Source organism: Sphingopyxis bauzanensis (assembly GCF_002205675.1).
Taxonomy (GTDB): domain Bacteria; phylum Pseudomonadota; class Alphaproteobacteria; order Sphingomonadales; family Sphingomonadaceae; genus Sphingopyxis; species Sphingopyxis bauzanensis.
In genome coordinates, this window is record NZ_NISK01000001.1 from 284,465 (window position 1) to 305,217 (window position 20,753).

Genomic DNA, 20,753 nt, shown 5'->3' on the forward strand with positions numbered 1-20,753 from the left:
CGTCCGTCAATCCGGGGCTAGTCGTGAATTTTGCGACGAAATGTTTCTGGCAGGAAGAAAAGCCCGATCACCAGCGTGATCACCGCGACGACGACCGGATACCACAGGCCATAGTAGATGTTGCCGGTCGCCGCGACCATCGCAAACGCGGTCGTCGGCAGGAAACCGCCGAACCAGCCGTTGCCGATATGATAAGGCAGCGACATCGCGGTGTAGCGGATGCGGCTGGGAAAAAGTTCGACGAGTAGCGCGGCGATCGGGCCGTAAACCATCGTCACCAGCAGCACGAGGTAGAAGAGGATCGCGACGACCAGGGGCTTGTTGATCGCATTGGTATCCGCCTTCGCGGGATAGCCGGCGTCGGCGAGGGCTTGTTCAAGCTTCACACGGAATGCCGCAATTGCCCCCGCCCGATCCTCCTCGGCCAGCCGCCAGGGATCAGGCGCCGCGAGTACGCGCGATCCGATCCGTACCCGCGCAGGATCGCCCGTTATCCGCTCGCGCGTGAAGGCCGTGTAACTGGCGCCAGCCTTTGCCAGCGTCGACTTGATGATGTCACAGCCGGTGCTTTCGAACTTGTTGCGCCCGATCGGGTCGAACTGGAAGGCGCAGGTGTCGGGGTCGGCGGCCATGATCACGGCGGCGTTCTGCTGCGCCTTTGCCATCGCGGGGTTCGCAGCGCTCGTCAGCATCTGAAACGCCGGAAAATAGGTGAGCGCCGCCAGCGCGCAGCCCGCGAGAATGATCGGCTTACGCCCGATCTTGTCGCTGAGCCAGCCGAAGAAGATGAAGAACGGCGTGCCGAGTACCAATGCAATGGCGATCAGAATGTTCGCAGTTGCGCCATCGACCTTCAGCGTCTTTTCGAGAAAGAACAGCGCATAGAATTGGCCAGTGTACCAGACGACCGCCTGCCCCGCGACGGCACCGAACAAGGCGATAATCACCCATTTGAGGTTGCCCCAACGGCCGAAGGCTTCGGTCAGCGGCGCCTTTGACGTCGTTCCTTCGTCCTTCATCTTCTGAAAGACCGGGCTTTCATTGAGCTGCATGCGGATCCACAACGAGACGCCGAGCAGGATGATCGAGATCAGGAAGGGAATACGCCAGCCCCAGTCGGCAAAGGCTGCCTCGCCGATCAGGGTGCGGATCGTGATGACGACGCCGAGCGCCGCGAACAGCCCGAGCGTCGCGGTGGTCTGAATGAAACTGGTGAAGAGACCACGCTTTCCCTCGGGCGCGTGTTCGGCGACATAAGTCGCTGCGCCGCCATACTCGCCGCCGAGCGCGAGGCCTTGCAGAAGGCGCAAGACAACGAGCAGGATCGGTGCCGCGACCCCGATCGACGCATAGCTGGGCAGCACGCCGACGAGGAAGGTCGAAGCACCCATCAGGCCCATGGTGACGAGGAAGGTGTTCTTGCGCCCAACGAGGTCGCCAATGCGCCCGAAAAAGATCGCCCCGAACGGCCTGACGGCAAAACCCGCGGCGAATGCGGCGAGCGCAAAGATGAAGCCGGTGGTCTCGTTGACGCCCGAAAAGAACTGCGCCGAGATGACCGTCGCGAGCAGCCCATAGAGGTAGAAATCATACCATTCGAAGACGGTGCCGAGCGACGAGGCCAGGATGACCTTGCGTTCGCTTTGGCGCGTATCAATGGGCGTCGCCCCGATCTGATCGGTCATCCTATTCCCCGTTCGCCCTGAGCCTGTCGAAGGGCCGTTCTTCTTCTAGCGATGCTAAAGGAAAGAGCGGTGCTTCGACAAGCTCAGCACGAATGGAAAGAGAGAATTGTTTGTCGCGTCAGCCGACGCGCGTCACCGCACCCTTATGCGCGCCGACGCTCTTGTTGCGCGGGCGGAAGCGGCGCTTGCGCTGGCCTTCGGCGCCATCACCGGCGGGAGCGTCACGGCGCGGACCGCGATCACCGCGCGGCTGGCCGCCGCTCGGCTGGCGGCGCGCGTCCTGGCGCTGGCGGTTCGGGTCGCGGCCCTGGCTGCCGGTGTCGCGCGGGCCTGCAACGGGCTTGGGCAGGTTGCGCACCAGCTCGTTGAAATTCTCGGGCAGCGGCATCGGTTCGGACTTCGACCGCGTGACGCGCTCGATATCCTTCATGTACGGACGCTCGTCGGGGGCGATGAAGCTGATCGCCATGCCCTCGGCGCCAGCGCGCGCGGTGCGGCCGATGCGGTGGACATATTGTTCGGGCACGTTCGGGATTTCGAAGTTGATGACGTGCGAAACGCCCGACACGTCAATGCCGCGCGCAGCGATGTCAGTCGCGACGAGCAGCTTGATGTCGCCCGAGCGGAACGCCTGCAACGCGTGGGTGCGCTGCGACTGGCTCTTGTTGCCATGGATCGCCATCGCCTTGATCCCGGCGCCCGCGAGGTGGCGGACGACACGATCGGCACCATGCTTGGTGCGGGTAAAGATCAGCGCGCGGTCGATATCCTGCGTCGCAACGACCGAGTGCAGCAGCGCCTGCTTTTCCTTCTGTTCGACGAAAGTCGCGAACTGGCGGATCTTTTCGACGGTCGTCGCTTGCGGGGTGACCGACACGGTGACGGGATCGTTGAGGAACTGCTCAGCCAGGCCGGCGATTTCCTTGGGCATCGTCGCCGAGAAGAACAGGTTTTGGCGGCGCGACGGCAGCAACTTGGCGACGCGGCGCAGCGAATGAATGAAGCCCATGTCCATCATCTGGTCGGCTTCGTCCAAAACGAAGATCTCGACATCGTCGAGGCGCAGCGCGCGCTGGTCGATCAGGTCGAGCAAACGGCCGGGGGTGGCGACGAGGATGTCGACGCCGCCCGACAGGTCGCGGATCTGCTTGTTGATCGGCACGCCGCCGAACACGGTCGAGACCGACAGCTTGGTAAAGCGGCCATAGTCGCGGCAGCTCTGCGCAATCTGCGCCGCCAGCTCGCGCGTCGGCGCGAGGACGAGCATCCGGCAGCCACGCGGGGTCGGGCGATGCGGATAGGTCAGCAGGTGATGGATCGAGGGCAGCGAGAAACCGGCGGTCTTGCCGGTACCGGTCTGCGCGATGCCGCACAGGTCGCGGCCCTTCATCAGCGGCGGGATCGCCTGCATCTGGATCGGGGTCGGGACGGTATAATCCTTGGCGGCAAGGGCGCGATTGATGTCGGCGTGCAGGCCAAAGTCGTTGAAAGTCGTCATAAAATACTCACTAAGAGCGACGCGCACAGCGTCCATTCGCATCGAACGGACGGCGCACGGCCGCGGGTTCGAAACGACCCGCGTGAAAGGGTGCCTCTGGGGACAATAGCGCGGTTCCGGCTCGTCCCGCGCCTGAGATTGGGCGGGAAAATCACGCTGCCGGTGGCTGCGGCGGATCGTTCCGCCATGCTGCGCTGCACAATATATGGCATAGAGATGCTGATTTGGCAAGCGTTTAGCGAAAAATGACAAACAGCCCGACCGCGATCACCAGCAGCGCGAAGCCATGGCGCAGCAGTTTTGCGTTCTTCTCGATACGGCGAAGCAGCGGCATCGCGGCTAATGTTCCAACCGCCCCGCCCGCGACGAGCGCCGCGAACACCGGCCAGAGCAGCTGGCCGTGCAAGGCATAAGTCGCGCTGGTCGCGCCGCCAAATAGGGTCACGGAAACCAGTGAGGATGCGGATGCGTTGGCGAGTGTCATGCCCGTCGCCGCCATCAGACCCGGCGCGATCAGGAAACCGCCGCCGATGCCGAAGAACCCAGCGGCAAGGCCCGCGACCAGCCCGACCGGCGCCAATTTCCATATCATCGTCGGGGTCAACCGGACCGCCGGGTCGCCTTCATTCTTGCGCGGGATGAGCATCGATACCGCAATTGCGATCATCGCGACGCCGAAAGCGCGGATCAAAAAATCGCCGTCGACCTGCATCGCCAGCCGCGCGCCCAGCACCGATCCGATCAACCCGGCTGTGGCGAATACGCTGGCGCACGGCCATTTGACCCGCCCAGCCTTCGCCTGCGCGATCAATCCTGTCGCGGCGTTCACCGCCACCGCGGCTGCAGAGGTCGCAATCGCGGCATGGGTATCGACCACTCCGACGACATAGATCAGCCAGGGGGTCGCGAGCACGGATCCGCCGCCGCCGAACAGCGTCAGCAACAGCCCGATGAGAATGCCGCCAAGGGCGGCGAGGAGCAGCGTTTCGATCAACGCACGCGGCCGCGCTGCGCATAGAAGAAGAACAGCGCACCAAGGATCGCGACATTTTTGAGCAGTGGCCCGGAATGGCCGGGCGCGATGTGGACCGACAGTGTAATCGGCACCAGCGTGACGAACAGCAGCAGGGCCGACAGGCGTTGCTGGAGCCCCAATGCCAGCAGCAGCCCGAAAAGGACAAATACTCCGCCGCTGAGCCACAGCAGCATCGCCGGATCGCCAATGGCCACAACCTGATCGCGCCACGGCGATTCATCGATGCGTTGCAGCATCTCGTCTAACTGGACGAAATGGCCGAGCCCACCGACGATGAAGATCAGGCTGAGCGCGATGCGAAAGATCGTCTCGGCGCGGTGCGCAAGCCAGCGCGGTGACCATAACCCACGATCAAGGTCGCGAAGCCACGCCAATGTCGCGCGCATCAAGGCGCCGTCCGGCGGTTCCACGGCGCCAGCATCAGTAGCCGCGCCATGCCGCAAAAGCCGCTAATCCCCGCGAACAGCAGTCCGGCGCCCACGAACGCCGATAGCCCAAACCAGGCGGGCGTAACAAAGGTCCCGAGCAAGGCGCCGATCAAGATGAGCGTACCCGCCGCAATCTGAACCTGACGCATGATTTCGAGCGGCGCTGATGCGTCGGTCGCCACCGGCAACCCCGCCTTTTTCCATGCGTCGACGCCGCCCTCAAGGACGAAAGCTTCGCTCGAAACGCGCGCAGCCAGTCGGTCGCACGCACCCGCGGTTCGCACGCCCGACCGGCAGGTGAAAATGACGTCAGCGGCAGGATCGAAGCCAAGATGCGCCTGTTCCCACCCCGACAGCGGTTTCGAGTGGGCGCCCGCAATATGCGAGCGGGCAAATTCGTCGGCCTCGCGAATGTCGACGAGGATGGCGCGGCCGCTGTCGAGCCGGGCGCGGACCTCGTGCGGCGCGAGACTGTTGATGGTGGCCGTCATGGTCATTTCCTCATTTCGGGGGGCAGAAAAGTTCGGCGAGAGTTTCGATGACGCGCATCGCGGCGGGATCGTCGAGGCGGTAGAACACCGCCTGCCCCTCGCGCCGCGTCGCGACAATGCCTTCGGTACGCAGCAGTGCGAGATGCTGTGACAGCGCCGATTGCGACAGGCTAACGTGTGCCTGAATATCGCCCACAGCCATTTCGCCGTCGGCGAGCTGGCAGAGGATCATCAGCCTCTTCTCATTGGAAAGGAGGCGGAGCAGCGTTGCAGCGCGCCCGGCGCTTTCTTCGAACAGGCGGAGGTCAAAGCGGGTCAGATCGAACATGGTGCCAATATATTAGTTGATTCTAATTTAGCAATCCCTAATATATGTGCAAAGGAGATTTCCCATGACCGCAGCATCCCCGCGCCCCGACGTCGCCGGCTTTTTCGACGCCGCGACCAATACGATCAGCTATATCGTTGCCGATCCCGCCACCGGCACGGCGGCGATCGTCGATCCGGTGCTCGATTTCAGCCAGCGCGACGGCCGCACCTCGACCGCCGGCGCCGACCGGTTGCTCGCCGAAATCGAAGCGCGCGGGCTGCATCTTGCCTATGTCGTCGAAACCCACGCCCATGCCGACCATCTGACCGCAGCGCATTACATCCACGAACGCACCGGCGCGCCGATCGTCATCGGCCGCCATATCGGTGACGTGCAGCGCATCTTTGCCCCGCTATTCGCCGCGGACGACGTCACGCCCGATGGCAGCGTCTTTTCGCGGCTGGTCGACGAAGGCGACACGCTGCCGCTGGGCGATCTCACGATCGGCGTCATCCACACCCCCGGCCACACGCCCGCCTGCGTCACCTATACCATCGGCGATGCCGCCTTTGTCGGCGACACGCTGTTCCAGCCCGATTATGGCACGGCGCGCGCCGACTTTCCCGGCGGTGACGCGGCGACGCTTTATCGTTCGATCCGCAAGATTTTCGCGCTGCCCGCGGACACCCGCATCTTTACCTGTCACGATTACCCGACCCACGATCGCAGCGAGCCCGAATGGGAATCGACCGTCGCCCAGCAGCGCGCCGCCAACGTCCATGTCCATGACGGGGTCAGCGAAGCCAATTTCGTCGCGATGCGCAGCGCGCGCGACAAGGGTTTGGCGGCGCCGCAGCTGATCCTCCCGTCGTTGCAGGTCAATATCCGCGCCGGCGCGCTACCGCCAGTCGAAGCCGATGGACGTCGCTATCTGCGCATCCCGCTCAATACGATCTGATCCGCGCTATCGCGCTTGAGTCGCCCGCTGTGCTGCGCCAAGGTTGCGCGCAAAGCGGGAGAGCGCGGCATGGCGGAGAATATCATCGTTATCGACGAGGGGACGACCTCGACCCGGACGATGCTGTTTGCCGCCGATGGAGAGCCGCTCGGCAGCGCGCAGCGCGAGTTTCAGCAGCATTATCCCGGGGCCGGGCTGGTCGAACATGACGCCGCCGAGATCTGGGAGGCCACCCTCGCCTGTACGCGTGCGATGATCAAGAAAGCGGGGGGCGCCGAGCATGTTGCGGCGATCGGGATTACGAACCAGCGCGAGACCGTCGTGTTCTGGGACCGCACGACCGGCGAGCCGCTGGCGCCTGCGATCGTGTGGCAGGACCGCCGCACAGCCGCCGACTGCGCGGCGCTGAAGGACGCGGGGCATGAGGAGACGGTGCAGGCGACGACCGGGCTACTGCTCGATCCCTATTTTTCGGGGAGCAAGATCGGCTGGGCGCTCCGAAACTGGCCGCAATTGCGCGAAGCAGGTGAACGGCTCGCGGTTGGAACGATCGAATCCTATCTGATCTTCCGGCTGACCGGCGGCGTGCATGTCAGCGATGCGACCAATGCGTCGCGGACCTTGCTGATGAACATCAACGGCGCAGGCGGCTGGGACGCAGGCCTGTGCGATCTGCTCGGGGTGCCGATGACGCTGCTCCCCGAAATTACAGGCTGCACGACCAGCGTCGGTTCGACCGACCCCGACCTGTTCGGGAGCGCGATCCCGATCTGCGGCATGGCGGGCGACCAGCAGGCGGCGACGATCGGTCAGGCATGCCTGGCGCCCGGGCAGACCAAGGCGACCTTTGGCACCGGCGCCTTCATCCTGTCGGCGAGCGGGACGGTGCGGCCGCGCTCGGCCAATCGCCTGCTCGCGACGGTACTGGTGCAGGAAGGAGATGCGCGGTCCTACGCGCTCGAGGGATCGGTGTTCGTCGCAGGGAGCCTGATCAAATGGCTGCGCGATGGCCTCGGCCTGCTCGCCAATGCGGGCGAGAGCGAGGGGCTGGCGCGCTCGGTCGCCGACAATGGTGGGGTCTATCTGGTCCCCGCCCTCACCGGGCTTGGCGCACCGCACTGGCGTCCCGATGTGCTCGCCGCGATCTCTGGCCTCAGCTTTGCGACCAGCAAGGCGCACGTCGCGCGCGCCGCGCTGGAAGCGCAAGCCTATCAGGCGCATGACCTGAAATCAGCCTTTGCCGCCGATGGTGTGGATTGGGCGGATCTGCGCATAGACGGTGGCATGGCGGCGAACGACTGGATGGCGCAGGATCTGGCCGACATGCTGAACCTGACCGTCGAGCGGCCCGATTTCGTCGAAAGCACCGCTTTGGGCGCCGCGATGCTCGCTGCGACTGGCGCGGGGCTTTATCCCGACCTCGCAAGCGCTGCCAAGACGATGCGTGGCACCGCGACGCGCTTTACCCCGGCGCTGGACGCCGACAAACGCAAAACGCGCCTTGCCGGCTGGCAAAGCGCGCTTGCAAATGTTTTGAGCTGATCGCCGAAGCGATTAGCGCTTGAGGGTGAGACCACCGAAGCGCTTGTTGAACTTGGCAACCTGGCCCGCAGCGTCGAGCATACGGCCGTTGCCGCCGGTCCACGCCGGATGCGCGGTGGGGTCGATTTCGAGGGTCATCGTGTCGCCCTCTTTGCCCCAGGTCGAACGCGTCTGATATTCGGTGCCATCGGTCATCTTGACCGTGATCATGTGGTACGCGGGGTGAATGTCTTGTTTCATGTCTTACGCTCCTGTGCCGCTGGTTACCGACCAGCGTGCGCGAGTCTGTGCGTCCGGGGACGCGAAGGTGCGGCCCCTAACGGCGAATGCCCGATTTGGCAATAGTTAGTCCGCCGGCGGGTCCGCGATCATCGCGGTAAACTGGCATTCGGCCGCCAACACGCCATCAAGCATCGCCTTGCCTTCGAAGCGGCAGACGCTGCGTTTGGCCTGAATGATCGTCGCGTGCAGATCGAGCAGGCAGCCGGGTTCAACCGGCTTTCTGAACTTCGCCCCGTCGATCGCCATGAAATAGACGAGCTTGCCCGTCCCGGCGAGGCCCATCGATTCGATCGCGAGGACGCCGGCGGCCTGCGCCAGCGCCTCGACGATCAACACGCCCGGCATGATCGGCCGACCGGGGAAATGCCCTTGAAAAAAGGGCTCGTTCATCGTCACCGCCTTGATCGCGTGGATCGAGGTATCGGGGACGATCGACACGACCCGGTCGACCAGCAGCATCGGATAACGGTGCGGCAGAAGCGTCAGGATCCGGCGGATGTCCGCCGGTCCCAATGCCCCCGCCGCTTTGTCCCCGTCGGTCACGATATCAGCGGGTCGTCGGTGCGGTGCCGGTCGGCGCAGGTGCGGCAGGCGTCGCACCCGGCTGCGCGGCGCGGGCGGCGTCCATCATCTGCTGGTTGCGCTGCTGAACCAGCTGGCCCGGCTGGTAACCGGCCGGAACCGCGGTCGACACGGTTGGCAGAATGCGGTTGAGTTCGGCGACCACAGCATCGGTGATATCGACGTTGTTCTCGCGCGCCAGAACGGCGTCCGGATTGAGCAGCAGATCGATCTTGCGCGCGGTCATTGCGCCGCGGATTGCTTCGTTCATGCGAACGCTGATCTGGTCCTCAACATAAGCGATCGCCAGCTCAACCGGCGCACCGATCTGGCTCAATTCGGCCTGCGCTGCCTGACGCTTGTTCTGGACCGCCTGGCCGGCAGCCTGCAAAGTCGCCTGATTCTGCGGCGTCTTGCGCGACTCTTCGTTATATTTGGCGATCAGGACGTTGATTTCGGCCTGCAGCGTCTGGCCGCGCGACTGCTGCTGATCAATCTGGGCCTTGTACGTGGTTTCGATCTGCTGCGAGGCAACGGTGAAAGCGTTCGAACGCGCGGCGGCGACGCGGACATCGGCGACGGCAACCGCCTTGGCCTGCGCGGCGGCGGGGACGGCCATGATCGGCGAAGCCGACAGCGTAGCGACGGCGAGCGCCGAAGCGGTGAGAATGTTCTTCATTAGAATTGAGTTCCTACGTTGAATGAGAAGCGTTTGGTATCATCACCCTCTTCTTTGCGAAGGGCGTAAGCGAAGTCGATCCGGAAGGGACCGAAGGGGGAGTTCCAGTTGACCCCGGCACCGATCGCGACGCGCGGCATCCAGCTGTCGCCAAAGAAGCGTTCCTCGAACGGATCGAGGCGCGAGAAGCCGGTCGGACAGCTGGTGTATTGGCCCGTCCCCGTCGGGACGCCGCCCGGCGGCGTCGTTGTCGCTTCGTCGGCAAACTGGCTCGTCCCCGTCGTCGAGTTGCGGCACAGCGACTTGATGAGGCCGAACCCCGGTGCGGCGGGATTGGTTTCGCGGAAATTGGCCAGCGTCGTCAGCGTCGGTCGCTTCACGCTGAACACCGAACCGACGTCGAGGAAAATCGACGGCCGCAGCCCGAGTTCCTTTGCCCCGGTCCCGAGCGGGATGTCGATTTCCAGCCGGCCCTGATAATAGGCGCGGCCTCCAAGTGCGTCGTCAATCTGACCACGATCGCGATCACCATCGGTCACGACAATCGGGTTAGCGGGATCGGTATTATCCACCGAATAACGGATCACGCGCGGACCGACGCCGCGAATGTCGAAACCGCGCATCTGCGGTTCGCCCAGGAAGAAGCGGTCGGTCAGGCGGACCTTGTCGCTGCCCGGGCTCGGAGCGCTGCCGAAGGGATAGATATAGCCGCCTTCAGCCGAGACATTGAGGATGAAGCGGCTGCCGAGATTGAAGTGCTTGGAGGCGTTCGCACGGGTGCGGACATATTTGACGCTGCCGCCAAGGCCGGCGAAATCCTGGCTGAGCGACAGCGACTGGCCGCGCGTCGGGCGGATGCGGTTGTCGCGATCGTCATAGGCCAGCGTATAGCCGACGAGCGAGGTCGTGCGCTTGCCGATCGCATCGCAAAGGTAGCGGCCGGCGACCAGCGGGTCGCACTGATTGCCAAAGAAATAGATGCCGCGGTCGAGCGTCACATCGTCATAGTTCAGGCTGTAACGGCCGAAAAAGGACATGAATTCGGTCAGCGGCACACCGGCGTTCAGCTGGAACCCCGTGGTCACCTGCTGGAACGTCGTCTGGCGATCATTGTTGATGAAGTTGAACGAGTTCAAATCGCGGCGATAGACGCTGCCGCCGACCGAGATATTGCGGTCGAACAGATAGGGTTCGGTAAAACCGAGCTCGACCGATTTGGAATAGCTCGAATAATTGACCGACGCCTGCAATTGCTGGCCCAGACCGCGAAAGTTGCGTTGCCGGATCGACGCCTGCAGCAGGAAGTTCTCGATCGAGGAGAATCCCGCCGACAGCGACAGTTCACCGGTCGGCTTTTCTTGGACGTTGGTTTCCAGAATGATGCGGTCAGGCGCGCTGCCTTCCTTGCGCTCGATCTCCAGATTTTCCTGGAAATAGCCCAGGCTGTTCAGGCGGTTCTCGGTACGCTTGATGCCAAAGCTGTTGAACGCGTCGCCTTCGTTCAGGCGGAATTCGCGGCGCACGACCTTGTCGTGGGTAAGCGTGTTGCCGTTGACGTCGATGCGCTCGACATAAGTGCGCGGGCTTTCGGCGACGTTGAACGTGATCTGCATCGTCCGCGTTTCCGGGTCGCGGCGGAATTGGGGATTGATGTCGGCAAATGCATAGCCGAACAGACCGGCCGTCTCGCTCAGGCTTTCGACCGTATCCTCGACGAGCTTGGCATCATACCAGTCGTCCTTCTTCATCGGCAGCAAGGTTTTCAGCAACTCGGGCTTAAAGTCGCGCAACTCGCTCTGTACATCGATATCGCCGAACTTGTAGCGTTCGCCTTCCTCGACGACATAAGTGATGATGAAATCCTGCTTGTTGCTGGTCAGCTCGGCGACGGCCGAAATGACACGGAAATCAGCATAGCCGTTCTGCAGGTAGAAAAGGCGCAGCTTCTGCTGGTCATAGGCCAGACGATCGGGGTCGTAGCTGGTGTTCGACGACAGGATCGTCAGGAGGCTCGACTCCTTGGTAGCCATCTCGTCTTTCAGATCGCCGTCGCTGAACTTCTCGTTGCCCAGGATGCTGATCTGGCGGACCTTCGACTTTGAACCTTCGTTGATCTCGAACACGACATCGACGCGGTTCTGATCGAGCGACACCATCTTCGGTTCGACGGTGGCGGCGAAACGGCCCTGCCGCTTGTAGAGTTCGATGATGCGCGCGACGTCGGCGCGGACTTTCGAACGGGTAAAAATCTGCCGCGGCGCGAGCTTGATCTCGGGCCGGATCTTGTCTTCCTTCAGGCGCTTGTTGCCCTCCAGGATGACGCGATTGATCACCGGATTCTCGGTCACCTGAATCGTCAGCGCGCCATTATTGTCGGTTATCTGGAAATCCTTGAACAGCTCGGTCGCGGCCAGGTCTTTCAGCGCCTGATCAAGGATCGACCGGTCGTAGCGTTGTCCGACGCGCAGGCGCAGGTAAGACAGGATCGTTTGCGCCTCGAGCCGCTGGTTGCCAACAACGGTGATCGTCTGGACCGTCGTTGCGGCAGGCGCCGCTTCGGGGGCGGGCGCAGGCACGGTCGGCGGCGCAACCTCTTGCGCCAACACCGGCGTCGCGAGCATCGTGCCTGCCAGAAGGAAGGCCGACAGCTGTGTCCGCGCCGAGAATTTGTGTGAAGCCACGCTGTTCATCCCGAAAAAATAACTCAAAAGCGACCAACCCGGTTGACCGCGGGCTCGCGCGCACTCCCTGCCCCAGACTCGCTAGCCAATCAAGCGCGCGATCCCGTCCCACAGGCCCAATGAGCCCAAATCGTTGAAAGTCACGACCAGCATCAGGGAGACAACCGCCGCAAAGCCGAATCGGAACGCCCATTCCTGCACCTGCGGCGGCGCGGGGCGCCGCCGGATCGCTTCATAGGCATAGAAAAGCAAATGACCACCATCGAGCATGGGCAATGGCAAGAGGTTGATGAACCCCAGATTGATGGAAATCAGCGCGATGAAGAATATCAGCGACGCAATTCCCAGAGTCGCCGCCTGCCCCGAAATTTCGGCAATCTTGACCGGCCCGTTCATGTCCTTGATCGACCGGCGCCCGGTCAGGAACTGCCCCAGCACCTCGCCCGTCTGGCGGACGATCTGCCAGGTCTGACGCAGTCCTACGGCAGGAGCTTCGAGCAGCGTCACCGGCTGCAATTGCGCCGGCGGCGGCGCGAGGCCGATGATTGCGCGCTCATACTCCTTGCCGAACGGGTCTTTCTCTTTGACCAGCCGCGGCGTCAGCGCGACCATCCGTTCGCTCCCACCACTGACGACACGGACCTGCATGGCTTCGCCCGGGCGATGCGCGACCGCCATCGGGATGTCGCCGAATACTTCGATCGGACGCCCGTCGATTTCAACGATGCGATCGCCGGTGCGCAAACCTGCCGTGTCGGCCGCCGATCCCGCTTCGATCCCGCCGGCGACCGGCGGTGTCACGGGCGTGCCGCCAACCCAGGCAAATCCGGCAAGGATCAGGATCGCGAACAGGAAATTGGTGACCGGTCCTGCAGCGACGATCAGCGATCGCTTCCACACCGGCTGGGCCGGGAAGGTGTGCGACTTCTGCTCGGCGGGCAGTTGCTGCCATTCCGCATCGGGCTGACTGACGGCGTCGCGGTCGCCGGCAAACTGGACATATCCCCCCAGCGGCAACCAGCCGATCTTCCATTCGGTCCCGCGCTTGTCGGTCCAGCTAACGATCTTGCGTCCAAAACCGATCGAGAAAGTGTCGGACTTCACTCCGCACCAGCGGCCGACGATATAGTGGCCATATTCGTGGACGAAGACGAGCGGGCCGAGGACAGCCAAGAACGCGACGATGGTGAAGGCGAAACCGGGGGTCTCAAGCATGTTCAAATTGGTCCACAAAATGCTGGGCAGCCGCGCGGGATGCGGCATCGACGCTGAATATGTCCTGAAGCGATGACGGCGCCGCAGGTTCCGCGGCATCGATCACCCGGCGCACGGTATCGACGATCGCCGGAAAGGATATATGCCCCGCCAGGAAGGCGGCCACCGCCACCTCGTTTGCCGCGTTGAGCTGTGCCGGGCGCGCCCCGCCCGCAGCGATTGCAGCGCGGCACAGCGCGGTCGCGGGAAAGCGCACCTCGTCGGGCGCCTCGAAATCGAGGCGTGCGATGGTCGCCAGGTCGAGCGGCGCGCACGGCGTCGCCATCCGGTCCGGCCACGCGAGAGCGCTGGCGATCGGGATCCGCATGTCGGGCGAGCCGAGCTGCGCCAGCGTCGAGCAGTCGACATATTCGACCAGGCTGTGGATTACCGATTGCGGGTGAACAAGAATCTCGATGCGATCGAGCCCAACGGGAAAAAGATGATGCGCCTCAATGAGTTCGAGGCCTTTGTTCATCATCGTTGCCGAATCGACGCTGATCTTGGCGCCCATCGACCAGTTGGGATGCGCGACCGCCTGCGCCGGCGTAACGCGCGCCATGTCGGCAGCGCTCATCGTGCGGAACGGCCCGCCGCTGGCGGTCAGGATAATGCGCCGCACCTGATCGATGCGCCCGCCCGCCAGACACTGAAAAATCGCATTATGCTCGCTGTCGACGGGCAGGATGGTGGCGCCCGAGGTGCGGGCAACCGCCGTCATCAGCTCGCCAGCGGAGACCAGCGCCTCCTTGTTGGCCAGCGCAACATCATATCCCGCCGCCAGCGCCGCCATTGTCGGGGCCAGTCCTGCGGTGCCGACGATCGCCGCCATGACGAGATCGGTCGGGCGCTGCGCCGCTTCGACCAGCGCATCCGCGCCCGCGGCGACGTCGATGCCGGTATCCGTCAGCGCGGCCTGCAGGTCACTGAGCCGCGCGGCGTCGGCTATCACCGCCACGTCGGGGCGAAACTCCATCGCCAGCTTTGCCAGTTCGGCGACATCACTGTTCGCTGTCAGCACCGTGACGCGCCACGTCTCGCCGTCGCGCCGCACGAGGTCGAGGGTCGATTGCCCGACCGAACCCGTGGCGCCGAACAGTGAAAGGCGGCGCTGTGTCATGTCAGCCCGCCGTCCCAACGCTCAGCTGCCCGGCATAAGCCAGCGCACCCAGCAACAAGGCCACCGGCAAGATTCCGTCGACGCGGTCGAACAGCCCGCCGTGGCCGGGGATCAGCTTGCCCGAATCTTTGACCCCGGCGCGGCGCTTCATCCAGCTTTGCGCCAGGTCACCAAGCTGTGCGAGCAGCCCCATAAACAGCCCGATCCACAGCGGCACGCCGATGATCCCGGCGCGGTCTCCGATGGTGGCGCTGGCGATCAATGCGGCAATCATGCCGCCGATCAGCCCCGACCATGTTTTCGATGGGCTGATTTTGGGGGCAAGGCGCGCGCCACCAAATGCGCGGCCAGCGAAATAGGCGCCGATGTCGGTCGCCCACACCATGCCGAACACCCACAGCGCGGCGGTCATACCCAGCTGGTCGCGAATGAACCACAGCCCCGCCATCGCACCCAGGGTCAGCAGCGGCCCGAGAATGTTCAGCATCACCCTGGCGCCGCTGCTCAAGGTCATCGCGCGAACCAGCGCGAACCATTCGACCAGCATCAACGCGCCGCCGACGAGCAGCAATAGCCCGAACGCCAGTCCGCCGAACCACAAGGCGGTACCCGCGATCGCAAACAGGATGATCGCCGACCCGATCCGTACCCACAGGTCCGATTTTCCCGCCGCCATGTCTTATAGTCCCCCGTAGCGACGATCGCGGCGCGCAAAATGGTCGAGCGCCGCCTGCAGGTCTGCCGGTTTGAAGTCCGGCCACAAAATATCGGTGAAATATAGCTCGGCATAGGCCGACTGCCACAGCAGGAAATTCGACAGCCGAACTTCGCCCGAGGTGCGGATGAGCAGGTCGAGCGGCGGCATGTCGGCGGTGTCGAGATGCGCGGCGATTGCCGCTTCGCTGATCTCGCCCGTTGCAGCTGCCGCCTGCGCGGCGCGGACCAGCTCGTCCTGCGCGCCGTAGTTCAGCGCGACCGCCAGCGTCGTGCGCTTATTGCCCGACGTGCGCTCGAGCGCGTTTTCGATCAGCGCGACGACGTCGGGCGCCAGCGCGCGCCAGTTGCCGATGACTTTCAGCTTCACATCATTGGCGGCAAATTCATCGAGATCCGAGAGGATGAAGCGTTTCATCAGCCCCATCAGGTCATTGACTTCATCTTCCGGCCGTTTCCAGTTTTCGGACGAAAAGGCGTAGAGCGTCATCGCCTCGATGCCCATGTCGCCGGCCGCGCGCACGATATTGCGCACCGCCTCGACCCCGGCTTTGTGACCGGCGACGCGGGGGAGCAGGCGTTTTTTGGCCCAGCGACCGTTGCCGTCCATGATGATGGCGACATGGCGCGCACCGTGATTCGGTGTTGTCACGAAAAGACCTCAGAACCCGTTCGTGTCGAGCGAAGTCGAGACACGGGAAGTCGAGCGCGAACTCGGCGTGTCTCGACTTTGCTCGACACGAACGGAAGAGAGGTAAGCGCTGGAAAGCACTAGCCCAGGATTTCCTTTTCCTTCGCGGTCGCCGCGGCGTCGAGTTCGGCGATCGTGGCGTCGGTCAGCTTCTGCACCTCGGTTTCGTGGCGCTTACGCTCGTCCTCGCTGATTTCCTTCTTGTTCTCGTCAGCCTTCAGATTGTCCATGCCGTCGCGGCGGACGTTGCGCACCGCGATGCGCGCCGCTTCGGCATATTTGCCCGCGAGCTTCGACAGCTCCTTGCGGCGTTCCTGCGTCATTTCGGGGATCGGCAGGCGCAGCATCTGGCCATCGACGATCGGGTTGAGCCCCAATCCTGCCGAACGGATCGCCTTGTCGACCGGCCCGACATTCGATTTGTCCCACACCTGCACCGTCAGCATCCGCGCTTCGGGCGCGCTGACCGAGGCGACCTGGTTCAGCGGCATGTGGCTGCCATAGACCTCGACCGTCACCGGATCGAGCAGCGCGGTGTGTGCGCGGCCGGTACGCAGGCCCGACAGGTCGTTTTTCAGCGCTTCGACCGCGCCGTGCATCCGGCGTTCCAGGTCGGCCTTGTCATATTTCGCCATCGTCTCTTCCTCTTCTATGCTTGGCGCGTTCAGGCGTTGCCGGGGGCGTCGGCCACGACGGTCGAAACCCCCTCGCCCGCGAGCACACGGGCCAGATTTCCCGCTTCGCGAATGTTGAACACGACGATCGGGATATGGTTGTCGCGGCACAGCGCCACCGCGCTTGCATCCATCACCTTCAGATTGTCGGCGAGCACGCGGTCGTAGCTCAGCGTATCGTAACGGACCGCCGCCTTATCCTTTTTGGGATCGGCGTTATACACGCCATCGACACTGGTACCTTTGAGCAGCGCGTCGCACTTCATTTCGGCAGCGCGCAGCGCGGCGCCGCTGTCGGTGGTGAAATAAGGCGCGCCGACACCCGCAGCGAAGATCACCACGCGGCCTTTTTCGAGGTGGCGTTCAGCGCGGCGGCGGATCACCGGCTCGCACACCTTGTCCATCTCGATCGCCGACTGGACGCGCGTTTCGACGCCGAGCTGCTCGAGCGCATTTTGCATCGCGAGAGCGTTCATCACGGTAGCAAGCATGCCCATATAGTCGGCCTGCGCCCGGTCCATGCCCTTGGCGGCGCCCGCCATGCCGCGGAAGATATTGCCGCCGCCGATGACGAGGCAGATTTCAAGCCCGCGTTCCTTGGCTTCCTTGACCTCGGCCGCCATGCTGGCGACAGTGTCAGGATCGATGCCGAAAGGAGTCGAGCCCATCAACGCTTCGCCCGACAATTTCAGCAAGATGCGTTTCATGCCGGCCAGTGCCATGATCGGGGGAACCTCTTTCAACCACTTGATAAGCGAATGGCGCGCACCCTAGTCAGAGTACGCGCCATTGCCAAGCGGACTGCCGCGCCTTGCCAGGGCAATCGCTTCAGATGAACGGACTGGTGTTGATTGAAGTGTTATGATTCAGACGATGCTCCATATGCTGGGAGCCATTGATGTCTGGATTGCCATCGTCGCGTTCGATACTCGATCATTTTTCTGCGCTTCGTGATCACCGGGAGCAGTGGCGGGTTTTGTATCCGCTTCGCGAGGTCTTGCTTTTAGTGCTTTGCGCGACGCTTTCGGGGATGGAAGATTTTGTCGAGATCAGGCTGTGGGGCCAGCACCGGCTCGATTTTCTGCGCCGTTTTCTGCCGTTTGCGCACGGGATACCAGCCCACGACACCCTTAATGATGTCATTAACGGGCTTGATCCCGAGCTGTTCAAAACCTGCTTTGCGACCTGGGTCGAGGCGCTACGCGACGAGGCACCCGATATCATCGCGATTGACGGCAAGACGTCGCGGCGTAGTCACGCGAGGAGCAAAGGCCGCGCGCCGCTGCACATGGTTTCAGCCTGGGCGTCGCGCCAGCGGCTGGTGCTGGGCCAGGAAGCGGTAGACGCAAAATCCAACGAGATCACCGCGATCCCGTTGCTGCTCGAACGGCTGGAACTGACCGGTGCGCTCGTCACCATCGATGCGATCGGAACACAGGCCGCGATTGCCGAGACCATCGTGGCGCGCGGCGGAGATTATTTGCTCGCGCTGAAGGGCAACCGTCCGGCGCTGTTTGCCGATGTCGTGGCGTTCTTTGCCGATCCGCCCACCGATATGACCCTGTCGGCGCACACGACAACCGACGCCGATCATGGCCGCATCGAAGAACGCCGCCACAGCGTCTGTCACAACACACAATGGCTGTTTTCCGATCGTCGCTATCCTGATGAACCCCATTTTCCTCATCTCGCGATGATCGCCATGGTCGAAAACCACGTCGAACGGGAGGGCCGCAAAAGCACGGAACGGCGCTATTACCTCTCTTCTGTCAAACTCGATGCCCAAGCCTTCGCCGCCGCAGTCCGCGCCCATTGGGGCATCGAAAACCGGCTCCACTGGGTGCTCGACGTCGTCTTCCACGACGACCTCACAAGACTGCGAACCGGATCAGGACCCCAGAATATGGCGGTCGTCAAACACATCGCCATGAACCTGGTGCGAAATCCAAACGACAAACACAGCCTCAAAGTCCGCAGAAAACGAGCCAATCTCGACCCCGATTACCTCGAAACACTCGTCACTCAACGACAACCGTTAATCTGAAGCGATTCCCCTGCGCGCCTTGCGCGCAGCAACTCCGCGTTTTGTTTTAGACGCCAGCGACCGCTGCGACTTCTGCCGCGAAATCGCTTTCTTCCTTCTCGATGCCTTCGCCGAGCTGGAAGCGGGTGAAGCCCTTGAGCGTGATCGTCGCACCGACGTCCTTGCCGGCTGCGGCAACGACTTCGGCGACCGGGGTCTTGCCGTCCATCACGAACAGCTGCGACAGCAGCGCGTTTTCCTTGCGGAACTTGGCGATACCGCCGTCGACCATTTTCGACACGATGTCGGCGGGCTTGCCCGACTGGGCTGCCTTTTCCTCGGCGATCGCGCGTTCGCGGGCGACGAGTTCGGGGTCGAGATCGTCGCCGTTCAGCGCCAGCGGGTTCGCGGCGGCGACGTGCATCGCCAGCTGCTTGCCCAGCGGTTCGAGCACATCGGCACCAGCCGTCGATTCGAGCGCGACGAGCACGCCGATCTTGCCCATGCCGGGAGCCGCAGCGTTGTGGACATAGGCAGTGACGACGCCCGAGTTCACCGACATGATGGCCGAACGACGCAGCGACTGGTTTTCACCGATCGTAGCGATGTTCTGGGTCAGCGCTTCGGTGACGGTGCCGCCAGCCGGATAGGCGGCAGCGCCGAGCGCGTCGATATCGGTCAGGTTGCCGGCGAGCGCGACTTGGGTCACGTCGCGAACGAAGCCCTGGAACTGTTCGTTCTTGGCAACGAAGTCCGTTTCGCTGTTGACTTCGACCATCGCGCCGCGCGTACCGTCGGTGGCGACGCCAACCAGGCCTTCAGCGGCAACGCGGCCAGCCTTTTTGGCGGCAGCGGCGAGACCCTTGGTGCGCAGCCAGTCGATCGATGCTTCGATGTCGCCGCCATTTTCGGCGAGCGCCTTTTTGCAATCCATCATGCCGGCGCCGGTGCGGTCGCGCAGTTCCTTGACGAGAGCGGCCGTAATTTCAGCCATGGGTGATCCTTTCCAATGTGGGGCGGCCCGGTGGACGGGACCGCTGCGCCGCACGCGTGGCGGCGCGATAAGTCAGAACGATGACCGCGGCGGCGTTTGCCCGAGGGCAAAGCGCCGCCGCGTCATCAAAACGAGCGGTTAGGCGTCGCTCTGACGTTCGGTTTCGGCGGCGGCTTCGGCCGGGACTTGTTCGTCCTCGGTCACCGGAGCAGCTTCGGCAGCCGGGGCTTCTTCAGCAACGGGTGCAGCAGCTTCTTCGACCAGCGCCGGTTCGGCGACGGGGTTCACCGCTGCGCCCAGATCTTCGCCACGATCAGCGCGGGCCTGCTGGCCGCCGCGGGTCGCGGCCTGAGCGATCGCATCGCAGTACAGGCGAATGGCGCGCGCGGCGTCATCGTTGGCCGGTACCGGGAAGGCGATGCCATCGGGCGAGACGTTCGAATCGAGGATCGCGACGACGGGGATGCCAAGGACATTGGCTTCCTTGATCGCCAGTTCTTCCTTGTTCGCGTCGATCACGAACATCACGTCGGGAATGCCGCCCATGTCGCGAATGCCGCCGAGCGACATTTCGAGCTTGTCGCGTTCGCGGGTGCGGTTGAGCACTTCCTTTTTGGTCAGGCCCGAGGTGTCGCCCGAAAGCTGTTCCTCAAGGGTCTTGAGACGCTTGATCGAACCCGAGATCGTCTTCCAGTTGGTGAGCATGCCGCCCAGCCAGCGGTGGTTGACGAAGTGCTGACCCGAAGCGCGCGCGGCGTCAGCGATCGGACCCTGCGCCTGGCGCTTGGTGCCGACGAACAGCACCTTGCCACCTGACGCCGCCGACGAGGCGACGAATTCGAGGGCGCGCGCGAAAAGCGGCACGGTCTGCGACAGGTCGAGAATGTGGATGCCGTTACGCGCACCGAAAATATACGGCTTCATGCGCGGGTTCCAGCGGTGGGTCTGGTGGCCGAAGTGGGCGCCAGCCTCGATAAGATTCTGCATCGTGACGACAGGTGCCGCCATAGTCTTTCTCCTTCCGGTTGGTCCTCTGGAAAGCAAGAACCGGGTTCCGCAAGCGGATGATCCCGGCACCGGTTTATGTGCGCCTTCCATGTGGAATGCGCGGGCCGTTAGCCGCGTTGGTCAT

The 20,753-nt window shown here is 63.3% G+C and carries 21 protein-coding genes; 3 read left to right on the forward strand and 18 right to left on the reverse strand.

Translation table 11 applies throughout. The annotated features are described in order from the left end of the window. Window positions 1-17 precede the first annotated feature (17 nt). The 6 genes from CDQ92_RS01340 to CDQ92_RS01365 all read right to left on the reverse strand — a co-directional run bounded on the left by CDQ92_RS01340 (window position 18) and on the right by CDQ92_RS01365 (window position 5,466). Window positions 18-1,685 (reverse strand): MFS transporter, encoded by a 1,668-nt coding sequence (locus CDQ92_RS01340; RefSeq protein WP_088439391.1) that lies wholly within the window; start codon window positions 1,683-1,685, stop codon window positions 18-20. A gap of 118 nt (window positions 1,686-1,803) precedes the next feature. Next, complete coding sequence (locus CDQ92_RS01345) at window positions 1,804-3,183, reverse strand: DEAD/DEAH box helicase (protein WP_088439393.1); 1,380 nt, start codon at window positions 3,181-3,183, stop codon at window positions 1,804-1,806. Window positions 3,184-3,418: 235 nt separating this feature from the next. Then, window positions 3,419-4,177, reverse strand: coding sequence for a sulfite exporter TauE/SafE family protein (locus CDQ92_RS01350; RefSeq protein WP_088439395.1), 759 nt, complete (start codon window positions 4,175-4,177; stop codon window positions 3,419-3,421). Then, entirely contained in the window at window positions 4,174-4,605 is a 432-nt protein-coding gene (locus CDQ92_RS01355; protein WP_088440503.1) for a DoxX family membrane protein, read from the reverse strand. The genes CDQ92_RS01350 and CDQ92_RS01355 overlap by 4 nt, the downstream gene beginning before the upstream one ends. After that, entirely contained in the window at window positions 4,605-5,138 is a 534-nt protein-coding gene (locus CDQ92_RS01360; protein WP_088440504.1) for a rhodanese family protein, read from the reverse strand. Before CDQ92_RS01360 ends, CDQ92_RS01355 begins: the two co-directional genes overlap by 1 nt. Before the next feature lie 10 nt (window positions 5,139-5,148). After that, the gene (locus CDQ92_RS01365) at window positions 5,149-5,466 is read right to left on the reverse strand and encodes an ArsR/SmtB family transcription factor (protein ID WP_088439397.1); all 318 of its coding nucleotides are present in this window, start codon (window positions 5,464-5,466) and stop codon (window positions 5,149-5,151) included. Window positions 5,467-5,530: 64 nt separating this feature from the next. Between CDQ92_RS01365 and CDQ92_RS01370 the strand changes: the two genes are divergently transcribed. Both CDQ92_RS01370 and CDQ92_RS01375 read left to right on the forward strand, forming a co-directional pair. Next, window positions 5,531-6,406, forward strand: coding sequence for an MBL fold metallo-hydrolase (locus CDQ92_RS01370; RefSeq protein WP_088439399.1), 876 nt, complete (start codon window positions 5,531-5,533; stop codon window positions 6,404-6,406). Window positions 6,407-6,475: 69 nt separating this feature from the next. Further along, on the forward strand, window positions 6,476-7,948 hold the full coding sequence (locus tag CDQ92_RS01375) for a glycerol kinase (protein WP_088439401.1): 1,473 nt from the start codon (window positions 6,476-6,478) through the stop codon (window positions 7,946-7,948). A gap of 12 nt (window positions 7,949-7,960) precedes the next feature. On the opposite strand, the gene rpmE is transcribed toward CDQ92_RS01375, so the two are convergent. From rpmE to pyrH, 10 genes are all read right to left on the reverse strand, one after another. Continuing rightward, complete coding sequence (gene rpmE / locus CDQ92_RS01380; RefSeq protein WP_088439403.1) at window positions 7,961-8,188, reverse strand: 50S ribosomal protein L31; 228 nt, start codon at window positions 8,186-8,188, stop codon at window positions 7,961-7,963. A 105-nt stretch (window positions 8,189-8,293) separates the two neighbouring features. Further along, window positions 8,294-8,773 carry a 3-hydroxyacyl-ACP dehydratase FabZ gene (gene fabZ, locus CDQ92_RS01385; RefSeq protein ID WP_088439405.1) on the reverse strand — a complete coding sequence of 160 codons (480 nt, stop codon included), beginning with the start codon at window positions 8,771-8,773 and terminating at the stop codon, window positions 8,294-8,296. A gap of 4 nt (window positions 8,774-8,777) precedes the next feature. Continuing rightward, window positions 8,778-9,470 (reverse strand): OmpH family outer membrane protein, encoded by a 693-nt coding sequence (locus tag CDQ92_RS01390; protein WP_088439407.1) that lies wholly within the window; start codon window positions 9,468-9,470, stop codon window positions 8,778-8,780. Next, window positions 9,470-12,160, reverse strand: coding sequence for an outer membrane protein assembly factor BamA (bamA, locus tag CDQ92_RS01395; RefSeq protein WP_088439409.1), 2,691 nt, complete (start codon window positions 12,158-12,160; stop codon window positions 9,470-9,472). The genes CDQ92_RS01390 and bamA overlap by 1 nt, the downstream gene beginning before the upstream one ends. A gap of 72 nt (window positions 12,161-12,232) precedes the next feature. Further along, entirely contained in the window at window positions 12,233-13,366 is a 1,134-nt protein-coding gene (gene rseP / locus CDQ92_RS01400) for an RIP metalloprotease RseP (RefSeq protein WP_088439411.1), read from the reverse strand. Next, the gene (locus tag CDQ92_RS01405) at window positions 13,359-14,525 is read right to left on the reverse strand and encodes a 1-deoxy-D-xylulose-5-phosphate reductoisomerase (protein ID WP_088439413.1); all 1,167 of its coding nucleotides are present in this window, start codon (window positions 14,523-14,525) and stop codon (window positions 13,359-13,361) included. Before CDQ92_RS01405 ends, rseP begins: the two co-directional genes overlap by 8 nt. A gap of 1 nt (window position 14,526) precedes the next feature. Next, the gene (locus CDQ92_RS01410) at window positions 14,527-15,201 is read right to left on the reverse strand and encodes a phosphatidate cytidylyltransferase (protein WP_088439415.1); all 675 of its coding nucleotides are present in this window, start codon (window positions 15,199-15,201) and stop codon (window positions 14,527-14,529) included. Window positions 15,202-15,204: 3 nt separating this feature from the next. Then, entirely contained in the window at window positions 15,205-15,891 is a 687-nt protein-coding gene (uppS, locus tag CDQ92_RS01415; RefSeq protein WP_088439417.1) for a polyprenyl diphosphate synthase, read from the reverse strand. A 119-nt stretch (window positions 15,892-16,010) separates the two neighbouring features. Further along, the gene (frr, locus tag CDQ92_RS01420; protein WP_088439419.1) at window positions 16,011-16,565 is read right to left on the reverse strand and encodes a ribosome recycling factor; all 555 of its coding nucleotides are present in this window, start codon (window positions 16,563-16,565) and stop codon (window positions 16,011-16,013) included. 29 nt (window positions 16,566-16,594) lie between these two features. Next, window positions 16,595-17,326 (reverse strand): UMP kinase, encoded by a 732-nt coding sequence (pyrH, locus tag CDQ92_RS01425; RefSeq protein ID WP_088440505.1) that lies wholly within the window; start codon window positions 17,324-17,326, stop codon window positions 16,595-16,597. Window positions 17,327-17,502: 176 nt separating this feature from the next. Here pyrH and CDQ92_RS01430 point away from each other — a divergent pair, with 176 nt between their 5' ends. Beyond that, window positions 17,503-18,648, forward strand: coding sequence for an ISAs1 family transposase (locus CDQ92_RS01430; RefSeq protein WP_088439421.1), 1,146 nt, complete (start codon window positions 17,503-17,505; stop codon window positions 18,646-18,648). Between the two features lie 46 nt (window positions 18,649-18,694). Here CDQ92_RS01430 and tsf read toward each other — a convergent pair whose 3' ends face one another. Beyond that, window positions 18,695-19,621: a translation elongation factor Ts gene (gene tsf / locus CDQ92_RS01435; RefSeq protein ID WP_088439423.1), complete on the reverse strand. Its 927-nt coding sequence runs from the start codon at window positions 19,619-19,621 to the stop codon at window positions 18,695-18,697. 138 nt (window positions 19,622-19,759) lie between these two features. Next, the gene (gene rpsB, locus CDQ92_RS01440; RefSeq protein ID WP_088439425.1) at window positions 19,760-20,629 is read right to left on the reverse strand and encodes a 30S ribosomal protein S2; all 870 of its coding nucleotides are present in this window, start codon (window positions 20,627-20,629) and stop codon (window positions 19,760-19,762) included. Between the last annotated feature and the right edge of the window lie 124 nt (window positions 20,630-20,753).

Excerpts from the sequence above, each read along its gene's own strand:
- CDQ92_RS01340 (WP_088439391.1), bottom strand. The coding sequence starts at position 1,685 with ATGACCGATCAGATCGGGGCGACGCCCATTGATACGCGCCAAAGCGAA.
- CDQ92_RS01345 (WP_088439393.1), bottom strand. The coding sequence starts at position 3,183 with ATGACGACTTTCAACGACTTTGGCCTGCACGCCGACATCAATCGCGCC.
- CDQ92_RS01355 (WP_088440503.1), bottom strand. The coding sequence starts at position 4,605 with ATGCGCGCGACATTGGCGTGGCTTCGCGACCTTGATCGTGGGTTATGG.
- CDQ92_RS01360 (WP_088440504.1), bottom strand. The coding sequence starts at position 5,138 with ATGACGGCCACCATCAACAGTCTCGCGCCGCACGAGGTCCGCGCCCGG.
- CDQ92_RS01365 (WP_088439397.1), bottom strand. The coding sequence starts at position 5,466 with ATGTTCGATCTGACCCGCTTTGACCTCCGCCTGTTCGAAGAAAGCGCC.
- CDQ92_RS01370 (WP_088439399.1), top strand. The coding sequence starts at position 5,531 with ATGACCGCAGCATCCCCGCGCCCCGACGTCGCCGGCTTTTTCGACGCC.
- CDQ92_RS01375 (WP_088439401.1), top strand. The coding sequence starts at position 6,476 with ATGGCGGAGAATATCATCGTTATCGACGAGGGGACGACCTCGACCCGG.
- rpmE (WP_088439403.1), bottom strand. The coding sequence starts at position 8,188 with ATGAAACAAGACATTCACCCCGCGTACCACATGATCACGGTCAAGATG.
- CDQ92_RS01390 (WP_088439407.1), bottom strand. The coding sequence starts at position 9,470 with ATGAAGAACATTCTCACCGCTTCGGCGCTCGCCGTCGCTACGCTGTCG.
- bamA (WP_088439409.1), bottom strand. The coding sequence starts at position 12,160 with ATGAACAGCGTGGCTTCACACAAATTCTCGGCGCGGACACAGCTGTCG.
- rseP (WP_088439411.1), bottom strand. The coding sequence starts at position 13,366 with ATGCTTGAGACCCCCGGTTTCGCCTTCACCATCGTCGCGTTCTTGGCT.
- CDQ92_RS01405 (WP_088439413.1), bottom strand. The coding sequence starts at position 14,525 with ATGACACAGCGCCGCCTTTCACTGTTCGGCGCCACGGGTTCGGTCGGG.
- CDQ92_RS01410 (WP_088439415.1), bottom strand. The coding sequence starts at position 15,201 with ATGGCGGCGGGAAAATCGGACCTGTGGGTACGGATCGGGTCGGCGATC.
- frr (WP_088439419.1), bottom strand. The coding sequence starts at position 16,565 with ATGGCGAAATATGACAAGGCCGACCTGGAACGCCGGATGCACGGCGCG.
- pyrH (WP_088440505.1), bottom strand. The coding sequence starts at position 17,326 with ATGGCACTGGCCGGCATGAAACGCATCTTGCTGAAATTGTCGGGCGAA.
- CDQ92_RS01430 (WP_088439421.1), top strand. The coding sequence starts at position 17,503 with ATGTCTGGATTGCCATCGTCGCGTTCGATACTCGATCATTTTTCTGCG.
- tsf (WP_088439423.1), bottom strand. The coding sequence starts at position 19,621 with ATGGCTGAAATTACGGCCGCTCTCGTCAAGGAACTGCGCGACCGCACC.
- rpsB (WP_088439425.1), bottom strand. The coding sequence starts at position 20,629 with ATGGCGGCACCTGTCGTCACGATGCAGAATCTTATCGAGGCTGGCGCC.